Annotated in this window: 15 protein-coding genes and 1 riboswitch; of the genes, 9 read left to right on the forward strand and 6 right to left on the reverse strand. The window is 72.4% G+C overall.

The features are described from left to right. Positions 1-40: 40 nt before the first annotated feature. The 3 genes from lanKC to KY5_RS12020 form a co-directional block, all read right to left on the reverse strand. On the reverse strand, positions 41-2,773 hold the full coding sequence (lanKC, locus tag KY5_RS12010) for a class III lanthionine synthetase LanKC (RefSeq protein WP_098242231.1): 2,733 nt from the start codon (positions 2,771-2,773) through the stop codon (positions 41-43). A 241-nt stretch (positions 2,774-3,014) separates the two neighbouring features. Beyond that, on the reverse strand, positions 3,015-3,248 hold the full coding sequence (locus tag KY5_RS12015; RefSeq protein WP_098242232.1) for a ferredoxin: 234 nt from the start codon (positions 3,246-3,248) through the stop codon (positions 3,015-3,017). Beyond that, positions 3,248-4,714, reverse strand: coding sequence for an aldehyde dehydrogenase (locus KY5_RS12020; protein ID WP_098242233.1), 1,467 nt, complete (start codon positions 4,712-4,714; stop codon positions 3,248-3,250). Before KY5_RS12020 ends, KY5_RS12015 begins: the two co-directional genes overlap by 1 nt. A 190-nt stretch (positions 4,715-4,904) precedes the next feature. On the opposite strand from KY5_RS12020, the gene KY5_RS12025 reads away from it, so the two are divergent. The 7 genes from KY5_RS12025 to KY5_RS12055 all read left to right on the forward strand — a co-directional run bounded on the left by KY5_RS12025 (position 4,905) and on the right by KY5_RS12055 (position 12,740). Beyond that, complete coding sequence (locus KY5_RS12025) at positions 4,905-5,960, forward strand: MBL fold metallo-hydrolase (protein WP_098242234.1); 1,056 nt, start codon at positions 4,905-4,907, stop codon at positions 5,958-5,960. Between the two features lie 46 nt (positions 5,961-6,006). Continuing rightward, a riboswitch (cobalamin riboswitch) is annotated at positions 6,007-6,132 on the forward strand. Positions 6,133-6,253: 121 nt separating this feature from the next. Next, complete coding sequence (locus tag KY5_RS12030) at positions 6,254-7,489, forward strand: prenyltransferase/squalene oxidase repeat-containing protein (protein WP_098242235.1); 1,236 nt, start codon at positions 6,254-6,256, stop codon at positions 7,487-7,489. Continuing rightward, positions 7,486-8,163 (forward strand): SCO2322 family protein, encoded by a 678-nt coding sequence (locus KY5_RS12035; protein WP_098242236.1) that lies wholly within the window; start codon positions 7,486-7,488, stop codon positions 8,161-8,163. Before KY5_RS12030 ends, KY5_RS12035 begins: the two co-directional genes overlap by 4 nt. A 19-nt stretch (positions 8,164-8,182) precedes the next feature. Beyond that, positions 8,183-9,337 (forward strand): energy-coupling factor transporter transmembrane component T, encoded by a 1,155-nt coding sequence (locus tag KY5_RS12040; RefSeq protein ID WP_098242237.1) that lies wholly within the window; start codon positions 8,183-8,185, stop codon positions 9,335-9,337. Then, a complete protein-coding gene (locus tag KY5_RS12045) occupies positions 9,334-11,088 on the forward strand; it encodes an ABC transporter ATP-binding protein (protein WP_098242238.1) in 1,755 nt (584 codons plus the stop codon). Before KY5_RS12040 ends, KY5_RS12045 begins: the two co-directional genes overlap by 4 nt. Further along, positions 11,085-11,921 carry an ECF transporter S component gene (locus tag KY5_RS12050; protein ID WP_098242239.1) on the forward strand — a complete coding sequence of 279 codons (837 nt, stop codon included), beginning with the start codon at positions 11,085-11,087 and terminating at the stop codon, positions 11,919-11,921. The genes KY5_RS12045 and KY5_RS12050 overlap by 4 nt, the downstream gene beginning before the upstream one ends. 363 nt (positions 11,922-12,284) lie before the next feature. Beyond that, complete coding sequence (locus tag KY5_RS12055) at positions 12,285-12,740, forward strand: transglycosylase SLT domain-containing protein (protein ID WP_234362702.1); 456 nt, start codon at positions 12,285-12,287, stop codon at positions 12,738-12,740. 86 nt (positions 12,741-12,826) lie between these two features. On the opposite strand, the gene KY5_RS12060 is transcribed toward KY5_RS12055, so the two are convergent. Further along, positions 12,827-14,041, reverse strand: coding sequence for an alpha/beta hydrolase (locus KY5_RS12060; protein WP_098242241.1), 1,215 nt, complete (start codon positions 14,039-14,041; stop codon positions 12,827-12,829). Positions 14,042-14,190: 149 nt separating this feature from the next. Then, positions 14,191-15,360 (reverse strand): steroid 3-ketoacyl-CoA thiolase, encoded by a 1,170-nt coding sequence (locus KY5_RS12065; RefSeq protein ID WP_098242242.1) that lies wholly within the window; start codon positions 15,358-15,360, stop codon positions 14,191-14,193. Positions 15,361-15,610: 250 nt separating this feature from the next. Between KY5_RS12065 and KY5_RS12070 the strand changes: the two genes are divergently transcribed. Together KY5_RS12070 and KY5_RS12075 are read left to right on the forward strand one after the other, a co-directional pair. After that, complete coding sequence (locus KY5_RS12070; RefSeq protein WP_098242243.1) at positions 15,611-16,867, forward strand: cytochrome P450; 1,257 nt, start codon at positions 15,611-15,613, stop codon at positions 16,865-16,867. A gap of 192 nt (positions 16,868-17,059) precedes the next feature. Then, the gene (locus tag KY5_RS12075) at positions 17,060-18,685 is read left to right on the forward strand and encodes a DUF2029 domain-containing protein (protein WP_234362703.1); all 1,626 of its coding nucleotides are present in this window, start codon (positions 17,060-17,062) and stop codon (positions 18,683-18,685) included. Here the strand turns inward: KY5_RS12075 and KY5_RS12080 are convergent. Next, entirely contained in the window at positions 18,636-20,687 is a 2,052-nt protein-coding gene (locus tag KY5_RS12080; protein ID WP_234363167.1) for a bifunctional glycosyltransferase 87/phosphatase PAP2 family protein, read from the reverse strand. The two genes, KY5_RS12075 and KY5_RS12080, sit on opposite strands and share 50 nt — an antisense overlap. Positions 20,688-20,929 lie beyond the last annotated feature (242 nt).

A 20,929-nucleotide genomic window follows, 5' to 3' on the forward strand; every position in this document is an offset into this window, starting at 1 on the left:
CCTCTCTTTAGGGGGACTTGTGAGGTCCCTATGGGCGGTGTCACGACCCCGCGGTGTCGCGGGACCGGCTCTGGGGCCGCCGGATCGGCGGCAGGAAGGGGACGTGCGCTCCGGTGTCGCCGAGCGCGCTGGCGAGCGCGAGGAGGCAGCCCGCCGTCCCGGTGTTGAGGTCCATGGAGAGGCGCAGCATCTGGTTGCCGGGGAAGGCCAGTTGGCCCGCGTACGACATCGCGAACCAGCCGAGCTCCTCGATCTGCGCGGCCACGTCCTCGGGCGTGATGCCCGGCGTGGTGCTGCGGTTGACGTGCAGGAGCAGTCCTGCCCGCCCCTGGAAGAGGCCCGGCTGCACGCAGAAGCGGGAGCTCGCCGCGGCCAGGATGCCGGGACGTGCCGCCTCGAAGCGTTCGTCGTCGCGGTGCGCGAGGTAGTCGTCGATGACCATGCCGATGCCGACGCTGCCGTCGCCGAGGTAGGGCATGGTGCGCCAGCCCTCGTTCACGGCGAGGCTGCCGTCCCGCTTCTGGGTCACGCACTGGTCGAGGTCGGCACGCAGGGCGCGGGCCGCGAGGTCGAGGAGGGCGGGGTCGCCGCCTCGCTCGTACAGGCGCAGGAAGAGCAGGGCGGGCCCGGTGGCGCCGCGCAGCAGTCCGGCCCTGCGCCTGCCGTTCTTCGGCGGCTCTTCGGAGGCGAGCCGTTCGCCGAGCAGCTCGGCGGCGCGCAGCGCGTACTGGCCGAGCGTGCGCTCGCCGGTGCTCTCCGCGAGGGAGTCGAGGGCGAGGCCGACTCCGGCGAGGCCGCCGTACAGGTCGGAGGGGAGGCGCTGCCAGCGTTCCTGGAGGATGAGTTCCGTCAGGTCCAGCGCGCGCTCGCGGTGGCCGAGCCTGTCCAGGACGTGGGCGATGCCCGCGAGTCCGTCGTGGAGTCCCAACGGGGTGCCCGCCGGGGCGGGTCGGCTGTGGTCGAGGAGCCAGCGCTCACCCTCCTCGTACCGTTCCGCGCCGCTCTCGGCGAGGGCGAGGAGGACACCGGCCGCGCCGTGCGCGAGGCCGAGCCCGCCGCCGTCGGCGAACTGCGCGATGTCGCCGGGGAAGAGCCGGTCGTCGCGCTCCGGGGTGGCGGACGCGAGGATGGCCTTGACCATCGAGTCGCGGCTGTAGGGCCAGTCGGCCGGGTCGACCAGCGGTGCGGCCACCCGCGCCGCGGGCCCGGCGGCGCCGGTCGCGCCCCCCTTCGGGAGGCCGCTCTCCAGGGCCTCCGTGTCTCCCGCTCCGCGGACCGGCGCCCGCTCGTCCCCGTTGGCCCCGGGGGTCCCGCCGTCCCCGCCGGGTGCGCCACGCTCGATCTCGGCCACGGCCTCGGCCAGGAACTCGGCGGGCACGTCGGGGAATTCGGTGGCGATCACCTGCGCGAAGTGCGCGGCCTTACCCCGGTCGATGGAGAGCAGGGTGGTGATCGGCAGGAAGAGGGCGAGCCGCAGGCAGGCGAGTGCGTAGCGGTCGACGTCCACGCCCGTGCGGTCCGGCGGCGCGAGGAATCCGGGGTGCGCGACGATCTGGCGCCCCTCGTCGCCGACGGCCGCCGCGGCCTCGAAGTCGAGCAGCGAGACGGACTGTTCGTCGGGGGCGACCATGATGTTGAACAGGTGCAGGTCGTTGAAGACGACGCCCCGCTCGTGCACGGCGGTGACGGCTTCCTCGACGGCCCGGTGCATGCGCAGCGCCCAGGCCGTGTACTCCGATATGTCGGCGGCGTCGGGCTCGCTGGTGCACAGCGGATGCCGGTGCGCGAAGAAGGAGTTGAGGGTGGAGCCCTCCAGGAAGTCCATGACGAGGAAGCGGTGTTCGCCGAGGAGGAACCAGTCGCGCACCTCGGGCGCCACACCGAGCCCGGAGAGCTTCTGCAGGGCGTCCCGCTCGCGTTCGAGGCGGGCCACGGCGTCGGCGCCGTCGGAGGCGAGGCCCGCGTGCGGACGGCCCTCCTTGAGGACGACCTTGCTGCCGTCGCGGGTGTCGGTGCCCGCGTAGACCCCGCCGCCGTTGGAGAAGTGCAGCGCCTTCTCGATGCGGTACGGCAGGTCGCCGACGGTCGTCGTGTTGCGCGCGGCGAGCGCCGGTTCGAGGAAGTCGGGCAGCTTCACCCACGCGGGGACCTTGAAGGCGGGGCCCCGGTCGTCGGGCACGAGCTTGCCCTCGCCGTCCTCCACGGCGGGCACGAGGGTGCCCTTGCCGTCGTCGCACATGCGGCGGGTGAAGGCGCCGTACCTGACGTACAGCGGCCCCTGCTCCCAGCGCAGGTCGGTGAGGATGTACGGCCCTTCGAACCCTTCGAGGAGCTTGCCCAACTCATCGAGCAGCTCGTGCAGTTGGTTCTCGTCGGCCGGGTAGACGGTGGCGAACTTGCCGCTCATGTCACGGCCCGCGTACTTGCTGTTGCGCAGGTGCAGCAGGTGCTTGGCCGGCACGAACTTGAAGGGGACCGAGCGCGGCACGCAGTGGTCCCACACGAGGGCCGCGATCCGGTCGGCGTTCTCCAGGGTGGCGGAGACGTGGATCTTCCAGCCCTGCTGGGGCGTGGGGAGCGGGGCCCCGTCGTCGCCGATCGGGACGAGGGAGAACCAGTCACCGGCGCGTGCGGAGCGCCACCCTTCGGGCACCGGGCGCTGGGATACGGGGAACGCGCGGGCACCGCTTCGGGTGCCCGTGGACGACAGCCGGTCCGGGGTCTCGTAGAAGAATCTGTCGGCCAGACAGTAGACCTCGTACCGCTTGTCCATGGTGTCCCCTCCCTGCTCGGCGTGGCAGAGAGATTTCCAGGACGGAAACGGGCGGAACAGTAACGACTGTCACCAGATCACCATGCGGAACGCATGCGTAAAGTGGCGTTCGCCCTTGTTCGAGCACACAGAATATCCAGAGGATCGACACATGGCGATGCCCGCGTCGCGATGGTTCGAACTCGACGCGGGCATCGGGTGATTGAGGGGGCGAAGCCGCCCTCCGGGCTGGTCCTCAGGGCTAGTCCTCCGGCGGGAAGACGACCTCTCCGCTGTCGGCGAGGGTGATCGTGATCGCCTCGACCGGGCAGCCCTCGGCGGCCTCGAGCACCTTCTCGTTGGCGTCGGTGTCGGGGTGGGTGGGATGCGACTGACGGGCGGTGTCGAGGGTGAAGCCGTCGGGCGCGGTGCCCACGCACATCCCGGAGCCGATGCAGACCGACCGGTCGACCTCGACGTGCCAGCGGTCCCCCATCAGGCGCCACTCCCCTCGTATCCGGCGGGGAGGTGGATCATCTGGTGCTCGAAGTACTCGGCGTACCCCTCGGGCCCGAACTCCCGCCCCAGACCGGAGTTCTTGAAGCCCCCGAAGGGCCCGAGCATGTCGAGGCTGAAGGTGTTCACGGAGTACGTCCCGGTGCGCACCTGCCGTGCGACGTCGATGCCGCGCTCGACGTCGGCCGTCCACACGCTGCCGCTGAGCCCGTAGTCGGAGTCGTTGGCGATCTTCACCGCCTCGTCCTGTTCGCCGTACGGCAGGAGGCAGATGACGGGGCCGAAGATCTCCTCGCGGGCGACGCGCATGGAGTTGTCGACGCCGCCCAGGAGCGTCGGCTCGACGTACCACCCCTGATCGAGCCCGGCCGGGCGGCCGCCGCCCGCGAGGATCTTGGCGCCCTCCTCCTGGCCGATGCGGATGTAGTCCAGGGAGCGCTGCTGCTGCCTCTTGGCGACGAGCGGGCCCAGCTCGGTGGCGGGGTCGAGGGGGTCGCCGACCTTGAGGGCGGACGCGGCGGCGGCGAACGCCTCGGCGAACTCGTCGTAGCGGGTGCGCGGCACGAGGATGCGGGTCTGGGCCACGCACGCCTGGCCGTTGATCATCCAGGCGAAGGGGGTGATGCCCGCGACGGCGGTGGCCGCGTCGGCGTCCGGCAGGATGACCGCGGCGGACTTGCCGCCGAGCTCCAGGGTGACCCGGGTGAGGTTGCGGGCCGCGACCTCCATGACGCGCTTGCCCGCCGCGACGGATCCGGTGAAGGAGACCTTGTCGACGCCGGGGTGCGCGACGAGGTACTCGCTGACCTCGCGGTCCGCGGAGATGACGGAGAGGACGCCCTGCGGCAGCCCGGCCTCTGCGGCTATCTCGGCCAGGATGTAGGCGTCCAGGGGTGCCTCGGGCGAGGTCTTGAGGATCACCGGGCACCCGGCGAGCAGCGCGGGGGCGAGCTTGGCCGCGGCGGTGAACTGCGGGACGTTCCAGGGGACGACGGCCGCGACCACCCCCACCGGCTCGCGCCGCACGAGGAGTTTCCCGAGGACGCCGTCGCGTGCCTCCTCGTAGGTGAAGTCGCGGGCCACCGTGATGGCCGCGTCCCACGCCATCATCGCGGCGAGCGCCTGCACCATCACGCTGGAGGTGTACGGGGTGCCGTTCTCCGAGCTGATGGCGCGGGCGATCTCCTCGTGGCGTACGGCGATCCCGTCCTTGATCTTGGTGACGACCTCGATCCGCTCGTCCAGGGTCATGCGGCGCCAGGGCCCGTCGTCGAACGCCTTGCGGGCGGTGGCGACGGCGCGGTCCACGTCGGCGGGGGCCGCGTGCGGCACGCGGGCGAAGACCTTTCCGGTGTGCGGCGACACGACGTCGATGACGCCCTTGCCGAGCGGGTCCACCAACTCCCCGCCGATGAACAGCTGTCCGTGTTCCACGAGCTCGGTCATGGCTGACTGCCTCCTGCGGAGCGCTTTCCGACACCGACTTCCTGACACTGTTTCAGAACTGATACCAGTTCTAGTTGGCGGAGTCCACGGAACGGACGCGCAACCGGCCGCCCATTCCGTCGACTTGGGCGACTATTGAAACTAGTTCTAGTTATAGTGACGGCACCCGGCGACGAGAGACGAGGCCCTCATGACCCCGCAGGTGACGGACCCGCCGGTGATCGAGCACGGCGGCGGCGTCTGGAGCATCAAGGTCCCGATCCCCGACAACCCCCTCGGCTTCACCCTCGTCCACCTCCTGGACACCGACCGCGGCGCCGTCCTCGTCGACACCGGCTGGGACGACCCGGCCTCCTGGCACACGCTGGCCGACGGGCTCGCCGCGTGCGGCGTCGCCGTCGCCGACGTGCACGGCGTGGTCATCACCCACCACCACCCCGACCACCACGGCCTGTCCGCGAAGGTCCGCGAGGCGTCGGGCGCGTGGATCGCGATGCACGAGGCGGACGCCTCCGTGGTGCGCCGCACCCGCTCCAACCCGCCCGAGCGGTGGTACGCCTACATGGCGGCGAAGCTCACGGCCGCGGGCGCCCCCGAGGAGCACGTCGCGCCGCTGGTCCGCGCCGCCGAGGAGGGCCGCCCCAGGAGGCTCCCCGGCCTCGACCCCGCCCTGCCCGACCGCGACATCGTCCCCGGCGAGCTCCTCGACCTGGCGGGCCGCCGCCTGCGGGCGATCTGGACCCCGGGCCACACCCCCGGCCACGTCTGCCTGCACCTGGAGGAGGACCACCCGGCCGGACTCAGGGGCAACGGCCGCCTCTTCTCCGGCGACCACCTGCTGCCCGGCATCACCCCGCACATCGGCCTGTACGAGGACCCCGACGACGCCACGGTCACCGATCCCCTCGGCGACTACCTCGACTCCCTGGAACGGGTGGCCCGCCTCGACCCGGCCGAGATCCTCCCCGCCCACCAGCACGCCTTCACCGACGCCCCCGCCCGCGTCGGCTCGCTCGTCGCCCACCACGAGGAGCGCCTCACCGGGCTGGGCGCCCTCCTCGCCGAGCCCCGCACCGCCTGGCAGCTCGCCGAGCACATGGAGTGGAACCGGCCCTGGGCCGAGATCCCCTACGGCTCGCGCAACATCGCCGTATCGGAAGCGGAGGCCCATGTGCGGCGCCTGGTGAAGCTGGGCCGCGCCGAGGTCGTGCCGGGCGGCGACCCGGTGACGTACGTGGCGGTGTGAATCCCCGGGCGTGGATCCCGTGCCCGGCCGCTCCTGGTACGGGCCGGTAGAGTGGGCGCGTCGTCCTCACGCCCGTACAGGGGGAAGCCGGTGCGAATCCGGCGCTGACCCGCAGCCGTATGACCGCTTCCAGCGGAGAGCCGGAATGCCCGGTGCGGAACGTGACCGGCTCGCTTCATCGGACCCCGATGAGCGGCACCGTCGAGGTATACGGAGCCGGAGCCGCCCGGAAGCCGTGCTCGCAACGGTCCGTGCCGCCCCGCTCCCCGCAGGGAGAGGCAACCCGCCGCATCATGAACGTTCGCCGCAGCGCAGCGGTCCTGGCCGCCGTCGCCGTGTTCGGCTCGGCCGCAGCACCGGCAGCCTTCGCGGACGACGCCTCGCCGTCGCCCGCCGCGCTCCCCTCGGGCCTCTACGGCAAGACCGACCCCAAGTTCGACGGCGTCTTCCGCCAGTCGTACGCCCTGCTCGCCCAGAGCATGGAGGGCGTCGAGCCCGCCGAGAAGGCCATCGACTGGCTGACCGGGCAGCAGTGCGCGAGCGGCGGCTTCGCGGCGTACCGCGCGGACGCGAGCGCGCCGTGCGACTCCAAGACCGCGGTCGACAGCAACTCCACCGCCGCGGCCGTGCAGGCGCTCGCCGGAGTCGGTCACGAGGACAAGACGCTCAAGAAGAGCGTCGAGTGGCTGAAGTCCGTACAGAACACGGACGGTGGCTGGGGCTACAACCCGGGCCTGCCCACCGACGCGAACTCCACCGGCATCGTGATCGGCGCCCTCGTCGCGGCGGGCGAGAACCCCGCCGACGTGAAGTCCAAGGACGGCAAGTCCGCCTACGACGCGCTGCCCAAGCTCGTCATGGACTGCGACAAGGACGGCGGCGCCTTCGGCCTCGCCGACCCCAAGTCCGGCAAGCTCTCGCCGAACGCCGACGCCACCGCGGCCGGTGTGCTCGGCAGCCTCGGCAGGGGCCTCGTCGTGGAGCCGCCCAAGGACCGCGACGCCACCGGGTCCAAGTGCGCGAAGCCCGACACCGCGACGCAGGCGGCGAGCAACGGCGTCGGCTACCTCCTGGACACCCTCGGCAAGACCGACGACCACCTGATGTCCTCGATGCCGGGCGCCAAGGACAAGCCCGACTTCGGCAACACCGCCGACGCGGTGCTCGCGCTCGCGGCCGCCGACCAGAAGGAGCGGGCCAAGAAGTCCGCCGAGTGGCTCGCGAAGAACTCCGCGGACTGGGCGAAGCAGTCGGGTCCCGCCGCCTACGCCCAGCTGGTCTTCGCCGCCAACGCGGCGGGGATGGACGCCCGTGACTTCGGCGGCGCCGACCTGGTGAAGCAGCTCAACGCCACGGGCCCGGCCCCGCGGTCCGCGTCGAAGTCCCCCACCGGCTCCGCCTCCGACTCGGACGAGAAGAAGGACGACGGCGGCGGCGTCAGCGTCTGGTGGATCATCGGCGTCGGCATGGTCGCCGGCATCGGCATCGGCTTCCTCTACAGCGGCAACCGCAAGAAGCAGCAGCCGTGACCGCGGGCCGTGCGCGGCGCGCGCGGCGGCAGGCCGTGGCGCTCCTCGCCGCACTGCTCTGCACGCTCGGCGTCATCGCCGCCGCGCCCGCCCAGGCCGTGGGATACCGCTACTGGTCGTTCTGGGAGCGCGACGGCGACAGCTGGACGTACGCCACGCAGGGCCCCGGCACCGCACGACCCGACGACGGCGACGTCCAGGGCTTCCGCTTCTCGGTCTCCGACGACTCCAAGGACTCCGCCGCGCCGCGCGGCACGGCGGACTTCGACGACATCTGCGCGGACAGGCCCGCACGGGAAGGCCGCAAGCGGGTCGCCCTCGTCATCGACTTCGGACGGCCGGGGGACGCCCCCAAGGGCGAGAAGCCGCCCGCGGCCAGGACGGCCTGCGCGCAGGTCGGCGAGGACGCCACCAGCGCCGAGGCCCTCGCCTCCGTCGCCAAGCCGCTGCGCTACGACAGCAACGCCCTGCTCTGCGCCATCTCCGGCTACCCGAAGTCGGGCTGCGGCGACCAGGTGTCCGGCGACGGCACGTCGAAGAAGGACTCACCCGCGCGGGCCGACGGCGACGCGGGCGACGGCGGCGGGCCCTCCGTCGGTCTGATCGCCGGGATCGCCGCCGTCGTGGTGCTCGGCGGCGCCGCGCTCTGGCAGGCCCGCCGTCGTCGCGGCTGACGCGGCCGAGGACAGCACGATGACGGACCACGGCAGCGGCGCGCCCGGCGCCCTCGGGCGGCGCCTGGCCCCCGCGGCCCACCGGAGCAACGCCCTGCATCCGGGCGCCTGGTGGATCTGGGCGCTCGGCCTCGGCACCGCCGCGTCGCGCACGACCAATCCGCTCCTGATCGGCCTGCTGATCGGCGTCGCCGGATACGTGGTGGCCGCGCGGCGCTCGTCCGCGCCGTGGGCGAAGTCGTACGGCGCGTTCGTGAAGCTCGGCCTGGTCGTGATCGGGATCCGGCTCGTCTTCGCGATCGTGCTCGGCTCGCCGATCCCCGGCACGCACGTCCTCGTGACACTGCCCGAGGTCCCGCTGCCCGACTGGGCCAAGGGGGTCCGGATCGGCGGCCGGGTCACCGCGGAGGGGCTGCTCTTCGCGCTGTACGACGGCATCAGGCTCGCGGGCCTGCTGATCTGCGTCGGCGCCGCGAACGCCCTGGCGAGCCCGGCGCGGCTGCTCAAGTCGCTGCCCGGCGCGCTCTACGAGGCCGGGGTCGCCGTCGTGGTGGCGATGACCTTCGCGCCGAACCTGATCACCGACGTGCAGCGGCTGCGGGCCGCGCGGCGGTTGCGCGGGCGCCCCGACAGCGGCATCAGAGGGCTCCTCCAGGTGGGGCTGCCGGTCCTCGAAGGGGCGCTCGAACGCTCGGTCGCGCTGGCCGCCGCGATGGACGCGCGCGGCTTCGGCCGCAGCGCCGCCGTGCCCGTCGCGGTGCGCAGGGCCACCGCCGTGCTGACGCTCGGCGGACTCATGGGCGTGTGCGTCGGGACGTACGGACTGCTGACCGCGCAGGGCGCCGCGTACGGCCTGCCCGTCCTCGCCGCCGGGCTGCTCGCCGCGCTCGGCGGGCTCAGGCTCGGCGGCCGCAGGGCCGTGCGCACCCGCTACCGGCCCGACCGGTGGGGCGCCAGGGCCTGGGCCGTCGCCGGTTCGGGGATCGCCGTCGCGGGGCTGATGGTCCTCGCCTCGTCGTACGGCGTCGCCGCCCTGCAACCCGGCGTCGTGCCGCTCGTCGCGCCGACGCTGCCGCTGTGGCCCGCGGCCGCGGTGCTGATCGGCCTGCTGCCCGCCTTCGTCGCGCCGGTGCCCGCCGATTCCTCCCCCACGGTCCCCAAGGAGACGTCATGATCCGCTTCGAGGACGTCTCCGTGACGTACGAGGGAAGTGCCGGGCCCACCGTCCGGGGGGTCGATCTCACCGTCCCCGAGGGCGAGCTCGTGCTGCTCGTGGGCCCCTCGGGGGTCGGCAAGTCCACGCTGCTCGGTACGGTCAGCGGGCTCGTGCCGCACTTCACCGGGGGCACCCTGCGCGGCCGGGTGACGGTGGCGGGCCGCGACACCCGTACGCACAAGCCGCGCGAACTGGCCGACGTCGTCGGCACGGTGGGCCAGGACCCGCTCTCGCACTTCGTCACGGACACCGTCGAGGACGAACTCGCGTACGGCATGGAGTCGCTCGGGCTCGCCCCCGACGTGATGCGCCGTCGCGTCGAGGAGACCCTGGACCTGCTCGGCCTCGCCGACCTGCGCGACCGCCCCATCGCGACGCTCTCCGGCGGCCAGCAGCAGCGCGTCGCGATCGGCTCGGTCCTCACCCCGCACCCGCAGGTCCTCGTCCTCGACGAGCCGACCTCCGCCCTGGACCCGGCCGCCGCCGAAGAGGTGCTCGCGGTGCTGCAACGCCTCGTCCACGACCTCGGCACCACGGTCCTGATGGCCGAGCACCGCCTGGAACGCGTCGTCCAGTACGCGGACCAGGTCCTGCTGCTCGCGTCCCCCGGCGAGCCCCCGGTACTCGGCGACCCCGCCACGCTGATGGCCCGCTCCCCCGTCCACCCCCCGGTGGTGGCCCTCGGCAGGATCGCGGGCTGGTCCCCCCTGCCCCTGACGGTGCGCGACGCCCGCCGCAAGGCGGGCCCGCTGCGGGAGCGCCTCGCGCAGGCGGCGCCGGAACGTCCGGGCGAGCACGCACCGGGCGATCGCCCGCGCCCGTCGGGGGACCGCGCGGCAGGAAAGACCGGCGACCCGGCACCCGGCCGCCGGCCGCGCCTGCGCAGGGCCCGCGCGGCCGCGCCGACCGGTGCGCACCGGGAGCCAGGGGCCTCGGTCCACGCCGCCCTGGTCGACCGGCTCGCCGTCCGGCGCGGGCGCGTCGAGGCGCTGCGGCGGGTCGACCTCGCCGTCACGCCCGGTGAGACCGTCGCCCTGATGGGACGCAACGGCGCGGGCAAGTCCACGCTCCTCTCCACCCTGGTCGGCCTCCTCGAACCCACGTCGGGCACGGTCCGCGTCGGCGGCGCCGCCCCGCACCGCACGGCGCCACGTCAGCTGATCCGGCACGTCGGTCTGGTCCCGCAGGAGCCGCGCGACCTGTTGTACGCGGACACCGTGGGCGCCGAGTGCGCCTCGGCCGACCGGGACGCGGACGCGGCGCCCGGGGCGTGCCGCGCCCTGGTGAGCGAGTTGCTGCCGGGCATCGCGGACGACACGCACCCCCGGGACCTCTCCGAGGGCCAGCGCCTCGCGCTCGCCCTGGCGATCGTCCTGACCGCGCGCCCGCCCCTGCTCCTCCTCGACGAGCCGACCCGCGGCCTCGACTACGCGGCCAAGGCCCGGCTCGCCACCGTGCTGCGGGGGCTCGCCGCCGAGGGCCACGCGATCGTGCTCGCCACGCACGACGTGGAGCTGGCCGCCGAGATCGCCCACCGCGTGGTGATCCTCGCGGACGGCGAGATCGTCGCGGACGGCCCGACGCCGGAGATCGTCGTCTCGTCGCCGTCCTTCGCGCCGCAGGTCACCAAGATCCTCGCGCCGCACGAGTGGCTGACCGTGTCGCAGGTGCGCCGGGCCCTCGGCGCGGCCGGACAGGACCCGTCGTGACGGCCGCGCCGACCGGCCAGGCGCAGGCCCGCCCCATCCGCCTGGGCCGCCGCTCGATCGCCGCGCTCGCCCTGGTCACCGCCGTGGGCGTGGCCGCCTTCGGCTGGCCGCTCCTCGCCGGTGCCGGTTCCGGCCTCAGCGATCACGCGCAGGACGCGCCGTGGCTGTTCGCGGCGCTGCTCCCGCTGCTGCTCGCCGTGGTGGTGGCGACCATCGCGGACGTCGGCCTCGACGCGAAGGCCATCGCGATGCTCGGGGTGCTCGCCGCCGCGGGCGCCGCGCTGCGGCCGCTGGGCGCGGGGACGGCGGGCATCGAGCCGATGTTCTTCCTGATGGTGCTGAGCGGCCGGGTGCTCGGGCCCGGCTTCGGATTCGTCCTCGGGTCGGTGTCGATGTTCGCCTCCGCGCTGCTGACCGGCGGCGTCGGCCCGTGGATGCCCTTCCAGATGCTGTCGATGGGCTGGGTCTGCATGGGCGCGGGGCTGCTGCCGGGCCCCGACACCCTGCGCGGCCGCCGCGAACTGTGGCTCCTCGCGGCGTACGGAGCGGTCTCCTCCGTCCTGTACGGCACGGTCATGAACCTGCAGGGCTGGCCCTACCTCGGGGGCCTCGCCACCGGCGTCTCCTTCGTGCCCGGCGACCCGCTCGCCGACAACCTGGGCCGTTTCATCGCGTACTGCCTGGCCACCTCGCTCGGCTGGGACCTGCCGCGCGCCGTCGTCACGGTGCTGCTCAGCCTCACGCTCGGGCCCGCGGTCCTGAAGGCGCTGCGCCGGGCCACGCGCCGGGCGGCGTTCGAGGCGCCGGTCACATTCGAGGCCCCCAAGCCGTAGGGACGCCTGCGCGTTCCGTTACATCGGGGCCCCTCCGTGGTGAGGCGGCCCACAGGACTTTGGTCCTCTACGAAGAGGGCTCGTAGTACGCGCACCTTGATGTGCATGCGTCAATCACCGCGCTGACCTGGGCATTGAGAGCCACATCACACGATGGACATTCGGCGCGGGTGCGACTTCCACTAGTAAATGGGGTCATTGCGGCGGGGTAACAGCCCTGCTTCTCTGGAGGAGTCGCACGGCGCCGACGAACCCACCCGGGTCGCGGCGCCGCCGCATGTCCCCCCCCCGGGATCCCCCACGGATCCCCCGCGATCCACGGCGTGCACGGCGACAGCCCCGTCCCCCACCGGAAGGTCCTCTGTGTCCGCCTCGCTCATCCGCCGCATCGCTTCCCCGAAGAAGGCCATCACCGGCGGCCTCGTCGCCGCAGCCGCCACCGGCATGGTCTTCGCCGCGGCCCCGGCCCAGGCAGCCACCCCGACCACCGCGAAGGCCGCCGTCCCGGCCGCCGCCCCCGCCGCCGCCCCCGCGTCCGCCCAGGCCGTCGCGAAGCAGATGATCCCGGACGCCGCGCAGTACCAGGCGTTCAGCAACATCGTGGCCCACGAGAGCGGCTGGAACCACACCGCTACCAACTCCTCCTCCGGCGCCTACGGCCTGGTCCAGGCGCTGCCCGGCTCGAAGATGGCCTCGGCCGGTTCGGACTGGAAGACCAACCCGGCGACCCAGATCAAGTGGGGCCTGGACTACATGAACTCCCGCTACGGCAGCCCGGTCGGCGCGTGGAACTTCTGGCAGGCCAACGGCTGGTACTGAGCCGCCGCGAGCTGCCACTGAGCCACCGAGAGAGGCGGCAACCCCCACGTGCGGGGGTTGCCGCCTCTCTCGTACGCCCGTCCCCCCTACCTGGCGAACCACCGCGCGATCTTCGGCGCCGCCTTCCCCGCCGACTCCCTGTGGGAGACGCGGCCCTGGTCCATGACCGGCGCCCGCACCCCGTGGGACGCGAGGTCGGCGGCGCAGCCGCGGGCGTTCCCGATGGGTACGTCGGTGTCGCCCCGCGCCGCGTAGAGCCGCACCGGCACCCGCGGCTTCCAGTCGCAGACGCCGTCGTTGGCCTCCAGCGCCTCCTTGAGGCCGCCGGTGGGGTGCCGCATCCGCTCGTAGAAGCCGGGCGTGAGCAGTTCCTTCACCGACTTGGGGAGCGCCCCGAGGACGTCCTCCTCTCCGTGCCGCCCGTCGAAGAGCCGCTCGACCCGGTCCGCGTAAGGCGCGCGGAACGCCTCGGCGGGGTTCTTGTAGAGCGGGTGCAGCCGGTTCTGGGCCACCAGGAAGTACGCGGTGTAGAAGACGCCGCTGGTGTCGTTGACCCGGCCGTCGAAGAGCGCGGGAATCTCCTCACGGGAGAGTTCGTAGGGCCCGCTGACGGGCGCGACGGCACGCACCCGGAACGCTCCCGGCTCCCGGGCGAGTGCCATCGCGACCTGACCGCCCTGTGAGAACCCGGTGAGGTAGAGGTCACCGGTCAGGACCCGGCCCGCACGCCCCGCCGCGGCGCGCGAGGCGCGGAGCATGTCCTGGGACGCGGTCACGGCCGAGCGCGTGTCCATGTACGGATGGACGCCCGGCCCCTTGCCGAGCCCGAGGTAGTCGGGGGCGGCGACGGCCTTGCCCGCGGCGGCGTGCAGATAAGGACTGAGCCGCCCGAAGTCCTCCCCCACGGAGGGCGCGTAGTCACGGTGGACCATGGTCCCGTGGGTGTCGGAGACGAGCCCGAGGGCCCGCGACGACGAGGTCTTGGGCAACACGAAGAGGCCGGTGGCCGTGGTGGACCCGCCGTCCGTGCCCACGGTGCGATAGGTGAGCCGGTACGCCGTCACCCCGTACCGCACGGTGCCCGTACCGACCTTCCCCTTCGCCAGGAAGGCCACGACCTCGGCGCGGCTCAGGTCGGCGACCGGGGTGACCTTCAGGAGATCGCCCCGGTCGGCGCGCACGACATGGTGGGTACCGGCCTGCGCGACGGGCGCGGCGACGAGTCCGGCAAGCAGCAGGGCGACGAGGGCGGCACCCCCTCGACGTACGGAACGGGAATGTCCGGAAGCGAAAGTGTCCATGCCCCAGACGCTACGAACCCCCCGCCCGCACCGACATCCGAGAGTCCCCCGGACAGGGGTGTACGCACCACCACCCGGGGGCGGGGTGTCAGCCCGTCCGGCGCTTGAGGACGAACTCGGCGGAGCCGGTGACAGACACCGACCCCGGACTACAGGCGCTGAATGATCGTCCCCGTAGCCACCGCACCCCCCGCACACATCGTGATCAACGCGAACTCCTTGTCCCTGCGCTCCAGTTCATGCAACGCCGTGGTGATGAGCCGTGCCCCCGTCGCCCCCACGGGATGCCCGAGCGCGATCGCGCCCCCGTTGACGTTCACCTTCTCCAGGTCCTGCCCGAAGACCTGCGACCAGCTCAACACCACCGAGGCGAACGCCTCGTTGATCTCCACGATGTCGATGTCCTTCAGGGACATCCCCGCCTTCCCGAGCACCGCCCGCGTCGCGTCGATCGGCCCGTCCAGGTGGTAGTGGGGATCCGCGCCGACCAGCGCCTGGGCGACGATCCGCGCCCGCGGCTTCAGCTTCAGGGCCCGCGCCATCCGCTTGGACGCCCACATGATGGCGGCCGAACCGTCGGAGATCTGCGAGGAGTTGCCCGCCGTGTGCACGGCGGTCGGCATGACGGGCTTGAGGCGCTCCAGGCCCTCCATGGTCGTGTCGCGCAGCCCCTCGTCACGGTCGACGAGCCGCCACATGCCCTGCCCCCCGGACTGCTCCTCCTCCGTGGTGGGCACCTGGACGGCGAACGTCTCGCGTTTGAAGCGCTCCTCGGCCCAGGCCGTGGCGGCCCGCTCCTGCGAGATGAGGCCCAGGGAGTCCACGTTCTCGCGGGTGAGCCCGCGCTTGCGGGCGATGCGCTCGGCCGCCTCGAACTGGTTGGGCAGGTCGACGTTCCACTCGTCGGGGAAGGGCTTGCCGGGACCGTGCTTGGACCCCGACCCGAGCGGCACCCGTGACATCGCCTCCACGCCGCAGCTGATCCCGACGTCGATGACCCCGGCCGCGACCATGTTGGCGACCATGTGACTGGCCTGCTGCGAGGAGCCGCACTGGCAGTCGACGGTGGTCGCCGCGGTCTCGTAGGGAAGCCCCATCGTGAGCCAGGCCGTGCGCGCCGGGTTCATGGACTGTTCCCCGGCGTGCGTCACCGTGCCGCCGACGATCTGCTCGACGCAGTCGGCGTGGATGCCGGTGCGGCCGAGGAGTTCGCGATAGGTCTCACCGAGCAGATAGGCGGGGTGGAGATTGGCGAGCGCGCCACCGCGCTTGCCGATGGGCGTGCGTACTGCTTCGACGATGACGGGTTCCGCGGCCATGGGCTCGTCCTCTCCCTCCACGTCCCGCGAGCCGTCCCGGCGCCTCGCGAGAGGAACTAGTACGCGTTCTAGTTCTGCTGTGCAGTCTGCTGAGCGGACCCCCGGCGCCGCAAGGGTCTTGCATGCATCTTGCGCGAGACCCACACGCAATCAGTCCGGTTGTGGGCCTTGCCTCTTGTAGAACCCGTTACTACCTTTCGAGCCATCTCCTGATGGACCGTCAGAACTCAGCACACGCCTGGAGTTGCCGATGCCCTGTCCAGCGCTGCCCGACGGGTTCGACTTCACCGACCCCGACCTGCTCCAAGACCGCGTTCCCCTGCCGGAGTTCGCACAGTTGCGGCAGACCGAGCCGGTGCGCTGGATCACCCAGCCGTACCGGATATCCGGCTTCGACGACACGGGCTACTGGGCCGTCACGCGGCACGAGGACGTCAAGTACGTCTCCACGCACCCGGAGGTGTTCTCCTCCCACGTCAACACCGCGGTCATCCGCTTCAACGAGTCGATCAGCAGGGACCAGATCGAGGTCCAGCGGATGATCATGCTCAACATGGACCCGCCGGAGCACACCCGCGTCCGCCAGATCGTGCAGCGCGGCTTCACGCCCCGGTCCATCCGCTCGCTGGAGGAGAGGCTGCGCGACCGCGCCCGCTCCATCGTCGAGACGGCACTCGAACAGGCGGGCCCCGACGGCTCCTTCGACTTCGTCACCAACGTCGCCGTCGAACTCCCGCTCCAGGCCATCGCCGAGCTGATCGGCGTCCCCCAGGAGGACCGCTCCAAGATCTTCGACTGGTCGAACAAGATGGTGGCGTACGACGACCCGGAGTACGCCATCACGGAGGAGATCGGCGCCGAGGCGGCCATGGAGATCGTCTCGTACTCGATGAACCTCGCCGCGGCCCGCAAGGAGTGCCCGGCCAAGGACATCGTCAGCCAGCTGGTCGCCGCCGAGGACGAGGGGAACCTCTCCTCCGACGAGTTCGGCTTCTTCGTGATCCTGCTCGCGGTGGCCGGCAACGAGACCACCCGCAACGCCATCACCCACGGCATGCACGCCTTCCTCACCCACCCCGAGCAGTGGGAGCTCTACAAGCGCGAGCGCCCCGAGACGACGGCGGAGGAGATCGTGCGCTGGGCCACCCCGGTGGTCTCCTTCCAGCGCACGGCCACCCAGGACACCGAGCTCGGCGGCGCGTCGATCAAGAAGGGCGACCGGGTCGGCGTCTTCTACTCCTCGGCCAACCACGACCCCGACGTCTTCGATGACCCCGGCACGTTCGACATCACCCGGGACCCCAACCCGCACCTCGGCTTCGGCGGCGGAGGCCCGCACTTCTGCCTCGGCAAGTCCCTCGCGGTCCTGGAGATCAACCTCCTCTTCAACGCCATCGCGGACGTCCTGCCGGACCTCCGCCTCGTCTCCGACCCGCGCAGGCTCCGCTCCGCCTGGCTCAACGGGGTCAAGGAACTCCAGGTCAGCGCGGGCCGGCCCGCCTCCTGACCCGCTTCCCGACCCGTCTGAGAGGGAGGCGGGGGCATCCCTCTCACGCCCGCCCCCGCCTCCCCCGGAGGGCCGCACGGCGCAAACGGATGTATCCGGTCGACTCCCGACACGAAACCAACGTTTCCGTTGCACAAGGCGTCTTGAGAGGTGAACCTTGCCGTCCCAAGACTTCGAACGGAAACGGTGGCCGTGGTTTCTGCCGACGTATCGATCGCCCCGCCCGGCAGTTCGCCCGCCGACCGGAATTCCGCCTTCCGAGCGTTCTGCCGCCGCCACCGCGTTCCGCTCCTCGCCACCGTCCCCACCCTTCCCCTGTACGCGGTGTGGGCGGCGTTCCTCGCGACCGGCGGCGGTGACCTCGCCGCGCAGGAGGCCTGGGCGAGGTTCGCCTCCGAGCACGGGGCGGCCGCCTACAACCTCTTCTGGTACGGCGGCATGCACACCGCCAACTACAGCCTGATCTCGCCGTATCTGATGGCACTCGTCGGCGTGAAGACCGTGACGGTGCTCTCCGGGATCGCGGGCGCCTGGCTGGCCGCCGCGCTGGTCCAGCGCTCCGGGATCCGCAGGCCGCTGGGGCCCGCCGTGCTCGCCTCTCTCGGGGTGTGGTGCAACGTCGCCTCCGGGCGCACCACGTTCGCGCTCGGTCTCGCCTTCGGCCTCGGGGCCTGTCTGGTCCTCGCGCGGGAGCGTCGCGTGGCCGTCGCCGTGCTCTGCGCGACGCTCGCCACCATGGCGTCCCCGGTCGCGGGGCTCTTCCTGGTCGTCGCGGGCGCGGGCTACTTCTTCGTACGCGACTGGGCGCGCGCGGCGGCGCTGATCGTGCCGCCGTTCGCGGTGGTGGCGACCACGACGGTGCTCTTCCCCTTCAACGGCGAACAGCCGATGGCCTTCGACCGGATCTTCCCGCCCGCGCTGTTCGGCCTGGCACTCGTCCTCGCGGCGCCCGCGCACTGGCGGGTGCTGCGGTGGGGCGCGGGCATGTACGCGCTCGGCACCGTCCTGACGTTCCTCATCCCCTCCCCGATCGGCACGAACGTGGAGCGGCTCGCGGAGCTGTTCGGACCCGCCGCGCTGCTCGCGGCGCTGCTCGCGCCCGGCCTCGCCCGGCTGGGGCGCGTCGTGCTCGCGGTCGCGCTCGTCCTGTCGTCGGCCTGGGTGGTGCAGAAGACCGTCGACGACCTGATGGTGTCGACGAAGGTGCCGAAGTGGGCGGCCGACACCCAGGGCGTGGTGCGCGAGCTCGAACGCCTCGGCGCCGACCGGGGCCGCGTCGAGGTGGTCCCGGCCCGCAACCACCGCGAGGCCACCGCCCTCTCGCCGTACGTGAACATGGCGCGCGGCTGGAACCGCCAGCTCGACATCGAACGCGGCCGCCTCTTCTACGACGGAACGTTCTCGGCCACCACCTACCGGGCCTGGCTCGACCGGTGGGCCGTCGGCTACGTGGTCCTGCCCCTCGGCAGGCCGGACGGCCCCGCCGAGGCCGAGGCGGCGCTCGTGGCGGGCGAGCCGACCTGGCTGCAACCGGTGTGGAAGGACGCGAACTGGCGGATCTACCGGGTGCGCAACTCGGTGCCGCTGGTCTCCGAACCCGCCTCCGTGGTGCGCTCCACCGGCTCCGACATGGTGGTCCGGGTGCCGAAGCGGGGCTCGGTGACCGTACGCCTGGTGTACTCGCCCTGGCTGCGGGCCGAGGGCGCGTGCCTGAAGCAGTACGGCGAGTTCACCCGGCTCTCGGTGCCGGGGCCCGGCACCTACAAGATCAGCTCGGGGTACGGTCCTTCGCGGGGACGTCCTTCGACATGTCGCTGACGGCCGGCGCCTCGGCCTCGGCTCCGGTATCGGCCCCTGCCCCGGCCCCGAGCGGCCGGCGCACCCGGGGCCCCGACAGCAGGTAGGTCAGGCCGAAGCCCGCGCCCACCACGGCCGCGCCGCCCACCGCGTCGAGCACCCAGTGGTTGCCGGTCCCCACGATCGCGCAGACCGTGAAGAACGGGTGCAGCAGGCCGAGCGCCTTCATCCACCACCTGGGCGCGACGATCGCGATGACCAGACCGCACCACAGGGACCAGCCGAAGTGCAGCGAGGGCATCGCCGCGTACTGGTTGGTGAGGTCGGTCAGCGTGCCGTAGTTCGGCTGGGTGAAGTCCTGGACGCCGTGCACCGTGTCGATGAAGCCGAGCTCCGGCATCAGGCGCGGCGGGGCCAGCGGATAGGCCCAGAAGCCGATGAGGGCGAGGACCGTCGCGAAGCCGAGCGCGGAGCGCGCCCAGCGGTACTCGGCGGGCCTGCGCGCGTACAGGACGGCGAGGACGGTCAGCGGCACCACGAAGTGGAACGACGTGTAGTAGAAGTTGAAGAAGCTCTCCAGCCAGCCGGTGCGCGCCGTCAGGTGGTTGAACCAGTGCTCGACGTCGATGTGCAGGAACCGCTCGATGGCGTGCACCTGCTCGCCGTGCCGCTCGGCGGTGGTCCGGCCCCCGGAGATGGTGCCGCCCGTCGCGGCCAGCCTGACCTGCTGGTACGCGGAGTAGCCGACGCGGATCAGGAGCAGTTCGAGGAGCAGGTTCGGACGGGTAAGCACGCGCCGCCAGAACGGGACGAGCGGCACCCGCTTCCAGCGGGCGGGGACGGGCGCCGCGTAGTCGGTGGGGATCGGGCTCCGGTACTGCGGATGCGTACGGGACAGGAACGGCACCACGACGGCGGCGGCGAGCGCGGCGACCAGGACGACGTTGTCCCTGACCGGCTCGGTGACCGGCACGTTCGGCAGCATCATCGTGGCGGGCAGCGTCGACACCAGGACGACGGCCACCGGCCACACGTACCGGTCGGACTGCCGCGTGCCCGCCCTGCCGACCACCGCGAAGAGCACCCACAGGAGCTGGTGCTGCCAGGTCGTCGGTGACACCACGACGGCGACGCAGCCGGTGATCGCGGTGGCGAGCAGCAGTTGGCCGTCCTTGGCGTAGCGCACCGCGCGGCGCACGCCGAAGAAGACGACGACGGCGCCGAGCCCCAGGAAGAGCCCCGTCTCCAGCGGGCCCCTGATGCCGAACCTGAGCAGCATGCCGTGCAGCGACTGGTTGGCGTTGGCGTCCGGGTTCGCGCCGAGTCCCGCGCCCGCCAGGTGATGGACCCAGTACGTCCAGGAGTCGCGCGGCAGCGCGGCCCAGGCCAGCGCGGTGCAGGCGGCGAAGGTGAGGCCGGTGGAGGCGGCGGCCCGCTTGCGTCCGGTGAACCAGAGCAGCCCGGCGAAGAGCAGCATCGTGGGCTGCAGGGCCGCGGCCACGCCGATCAGGAGGCCGCTGGCCCGTTCACCGCGGACCGCGAAGAGGCCGAGCAGGACGAGCAGGACCGGGATGATGCTGGTCTGGCCGAGGTAGAGGGCGTTGCGGACCGGCAGCGAGAGGATCAGCAGGCTGATCGCCACGGGCGCGGCGAGCAGCGCGGTGCGCCGCGACACCGGCTGCGGCAGGGCGCGGGCCGCGAGCAGCCCGATGACCACGACCAGGCCGAGCGTGCCGAACGTCCAGCCCCAGCCGAGCGCCTGTTCGGCCGAACGGGCCAGGGGTTTGAGGACGAGACCGGAGAACGGCGTGCCGGTGAACTTGTCCGCGTCGTAGAGGGAGCCCTTCACGTGCAGGACGCCCTCGGGGCCGATCCAGGTCTCCAGATCGGTGAAGCGCTCGGTCCTCGGCGTACGCAGTACGACGGCCGCCTGCCGGGCCGCGAGGAGCGCGGCGATCAGCCAGAGGGCGACGCGGATCGCGCCGATCCGCGCCTCGGGACCGTCGGGCCGCCCCGCCCTCAGGGCACTGCCGTGTCCTCTGTGCTGCTCCCTGTTCACCACGCGCTCTCGGCCCTCCCGCCAGATCTGTCATGTCTGCGGTCCTGCCTTCCCGCGAGCCCGAAAGGGGCCCGGGAAGTCGTGCTCGTGTGGAGTGGCGCTACTGCGGAATCACGCTCGTGCGACATCACGTTCATGCGGAATCACGCTCGTGCGAAGCCGCGCTCACCCCTGTGGTGAGACGCTCGCCGCCGCCATTTCACCTG

Origin of the sequence: Streptomyces formicae (assembly GCF_002556545.1) — a bacterium.
GTDB classification, from domain to species: domain Bacteria; phylum Actinomycetota; class Actinomycetes; order Streptomycetales; family Streptomycetaceae; genus Streptomyces; species Streptomyces formicae_A.

Excerpts from the sequence above, each read along its gene's own strand:
- KY5_RS12060 (WP_098242241.1), bottom strand. The coding sequence starts at position 14,041 with ATGGACACTTTCGCTTCCGGACATTCCCGTTCCGTACGTCGAGGGGGT.
- KY5_RS12020 (WP_098242233.1), bottom strand. The coding sequence starts at position 4,714 with ATGACCGAGCTCGTGGAACACGGACAGCTGTTCATCGGCGGGGAGTTG.
- KY5_RS12040 (WP_098242237.1), top strand. The coding sequence starts at position 8,183 with ATGACGGACCACGGCAGCGGCGCGCCCGGCGCCCTCGGGCGGCGCCTG.
- KY5_RS12045 (WP_098242238.1), top strand. The coding sequence starts at position 9,334 with ATGATCCGCTTCGAGGACGTCTCCGTGACGTACGAGGGAAGTGCCGGG.
- KY5_RS12015 (WP_098242232.1), bottom strand. The coding sequence starts at position 3,248 with ATGGGGGACCGCTGGCACGTCGAGGTCGACCGGTCGGTCTGCATCGGC.
- KY5_RS12065 (WP_098242242.1), bottom strand. The coding sequence starts at position 15,360 with ATGGCCGCGGAACCCGTCATCGTCGAAGCAGTACGCACGCCCATCGGC.
- KY5_RS12030 (WP_098242235.1), top strand. The coding sequence starts at position 6,254 with ATGAACGTTCGCCGCAGCGCAGCGGTCCTGGCCGCCGTCGCCGTGTTC.
- lanKC (WP_098242231.1), bottom strand. The coding sequence starts at position 2,773 with ATGGACAAGCGGTACGAGGTCTACTGTCTGGCCGACAGATTCTTCTAC.
- KY5_RS12025 (WP_098242234.1), top strand. The coding sequence starts at position 4,905 with ATGACCCCGCAGGTGACGGACCCGCCGGTGATCGAGCACGGCGGCGGC.
- KY5_RS12070 (WP_098242243.1), top strand. The coding sequence starts at position 15,611 with ATGCCCTGTCCAGCGCTGCCCGACGGGTTCGACTTCACCGACCCCGAC.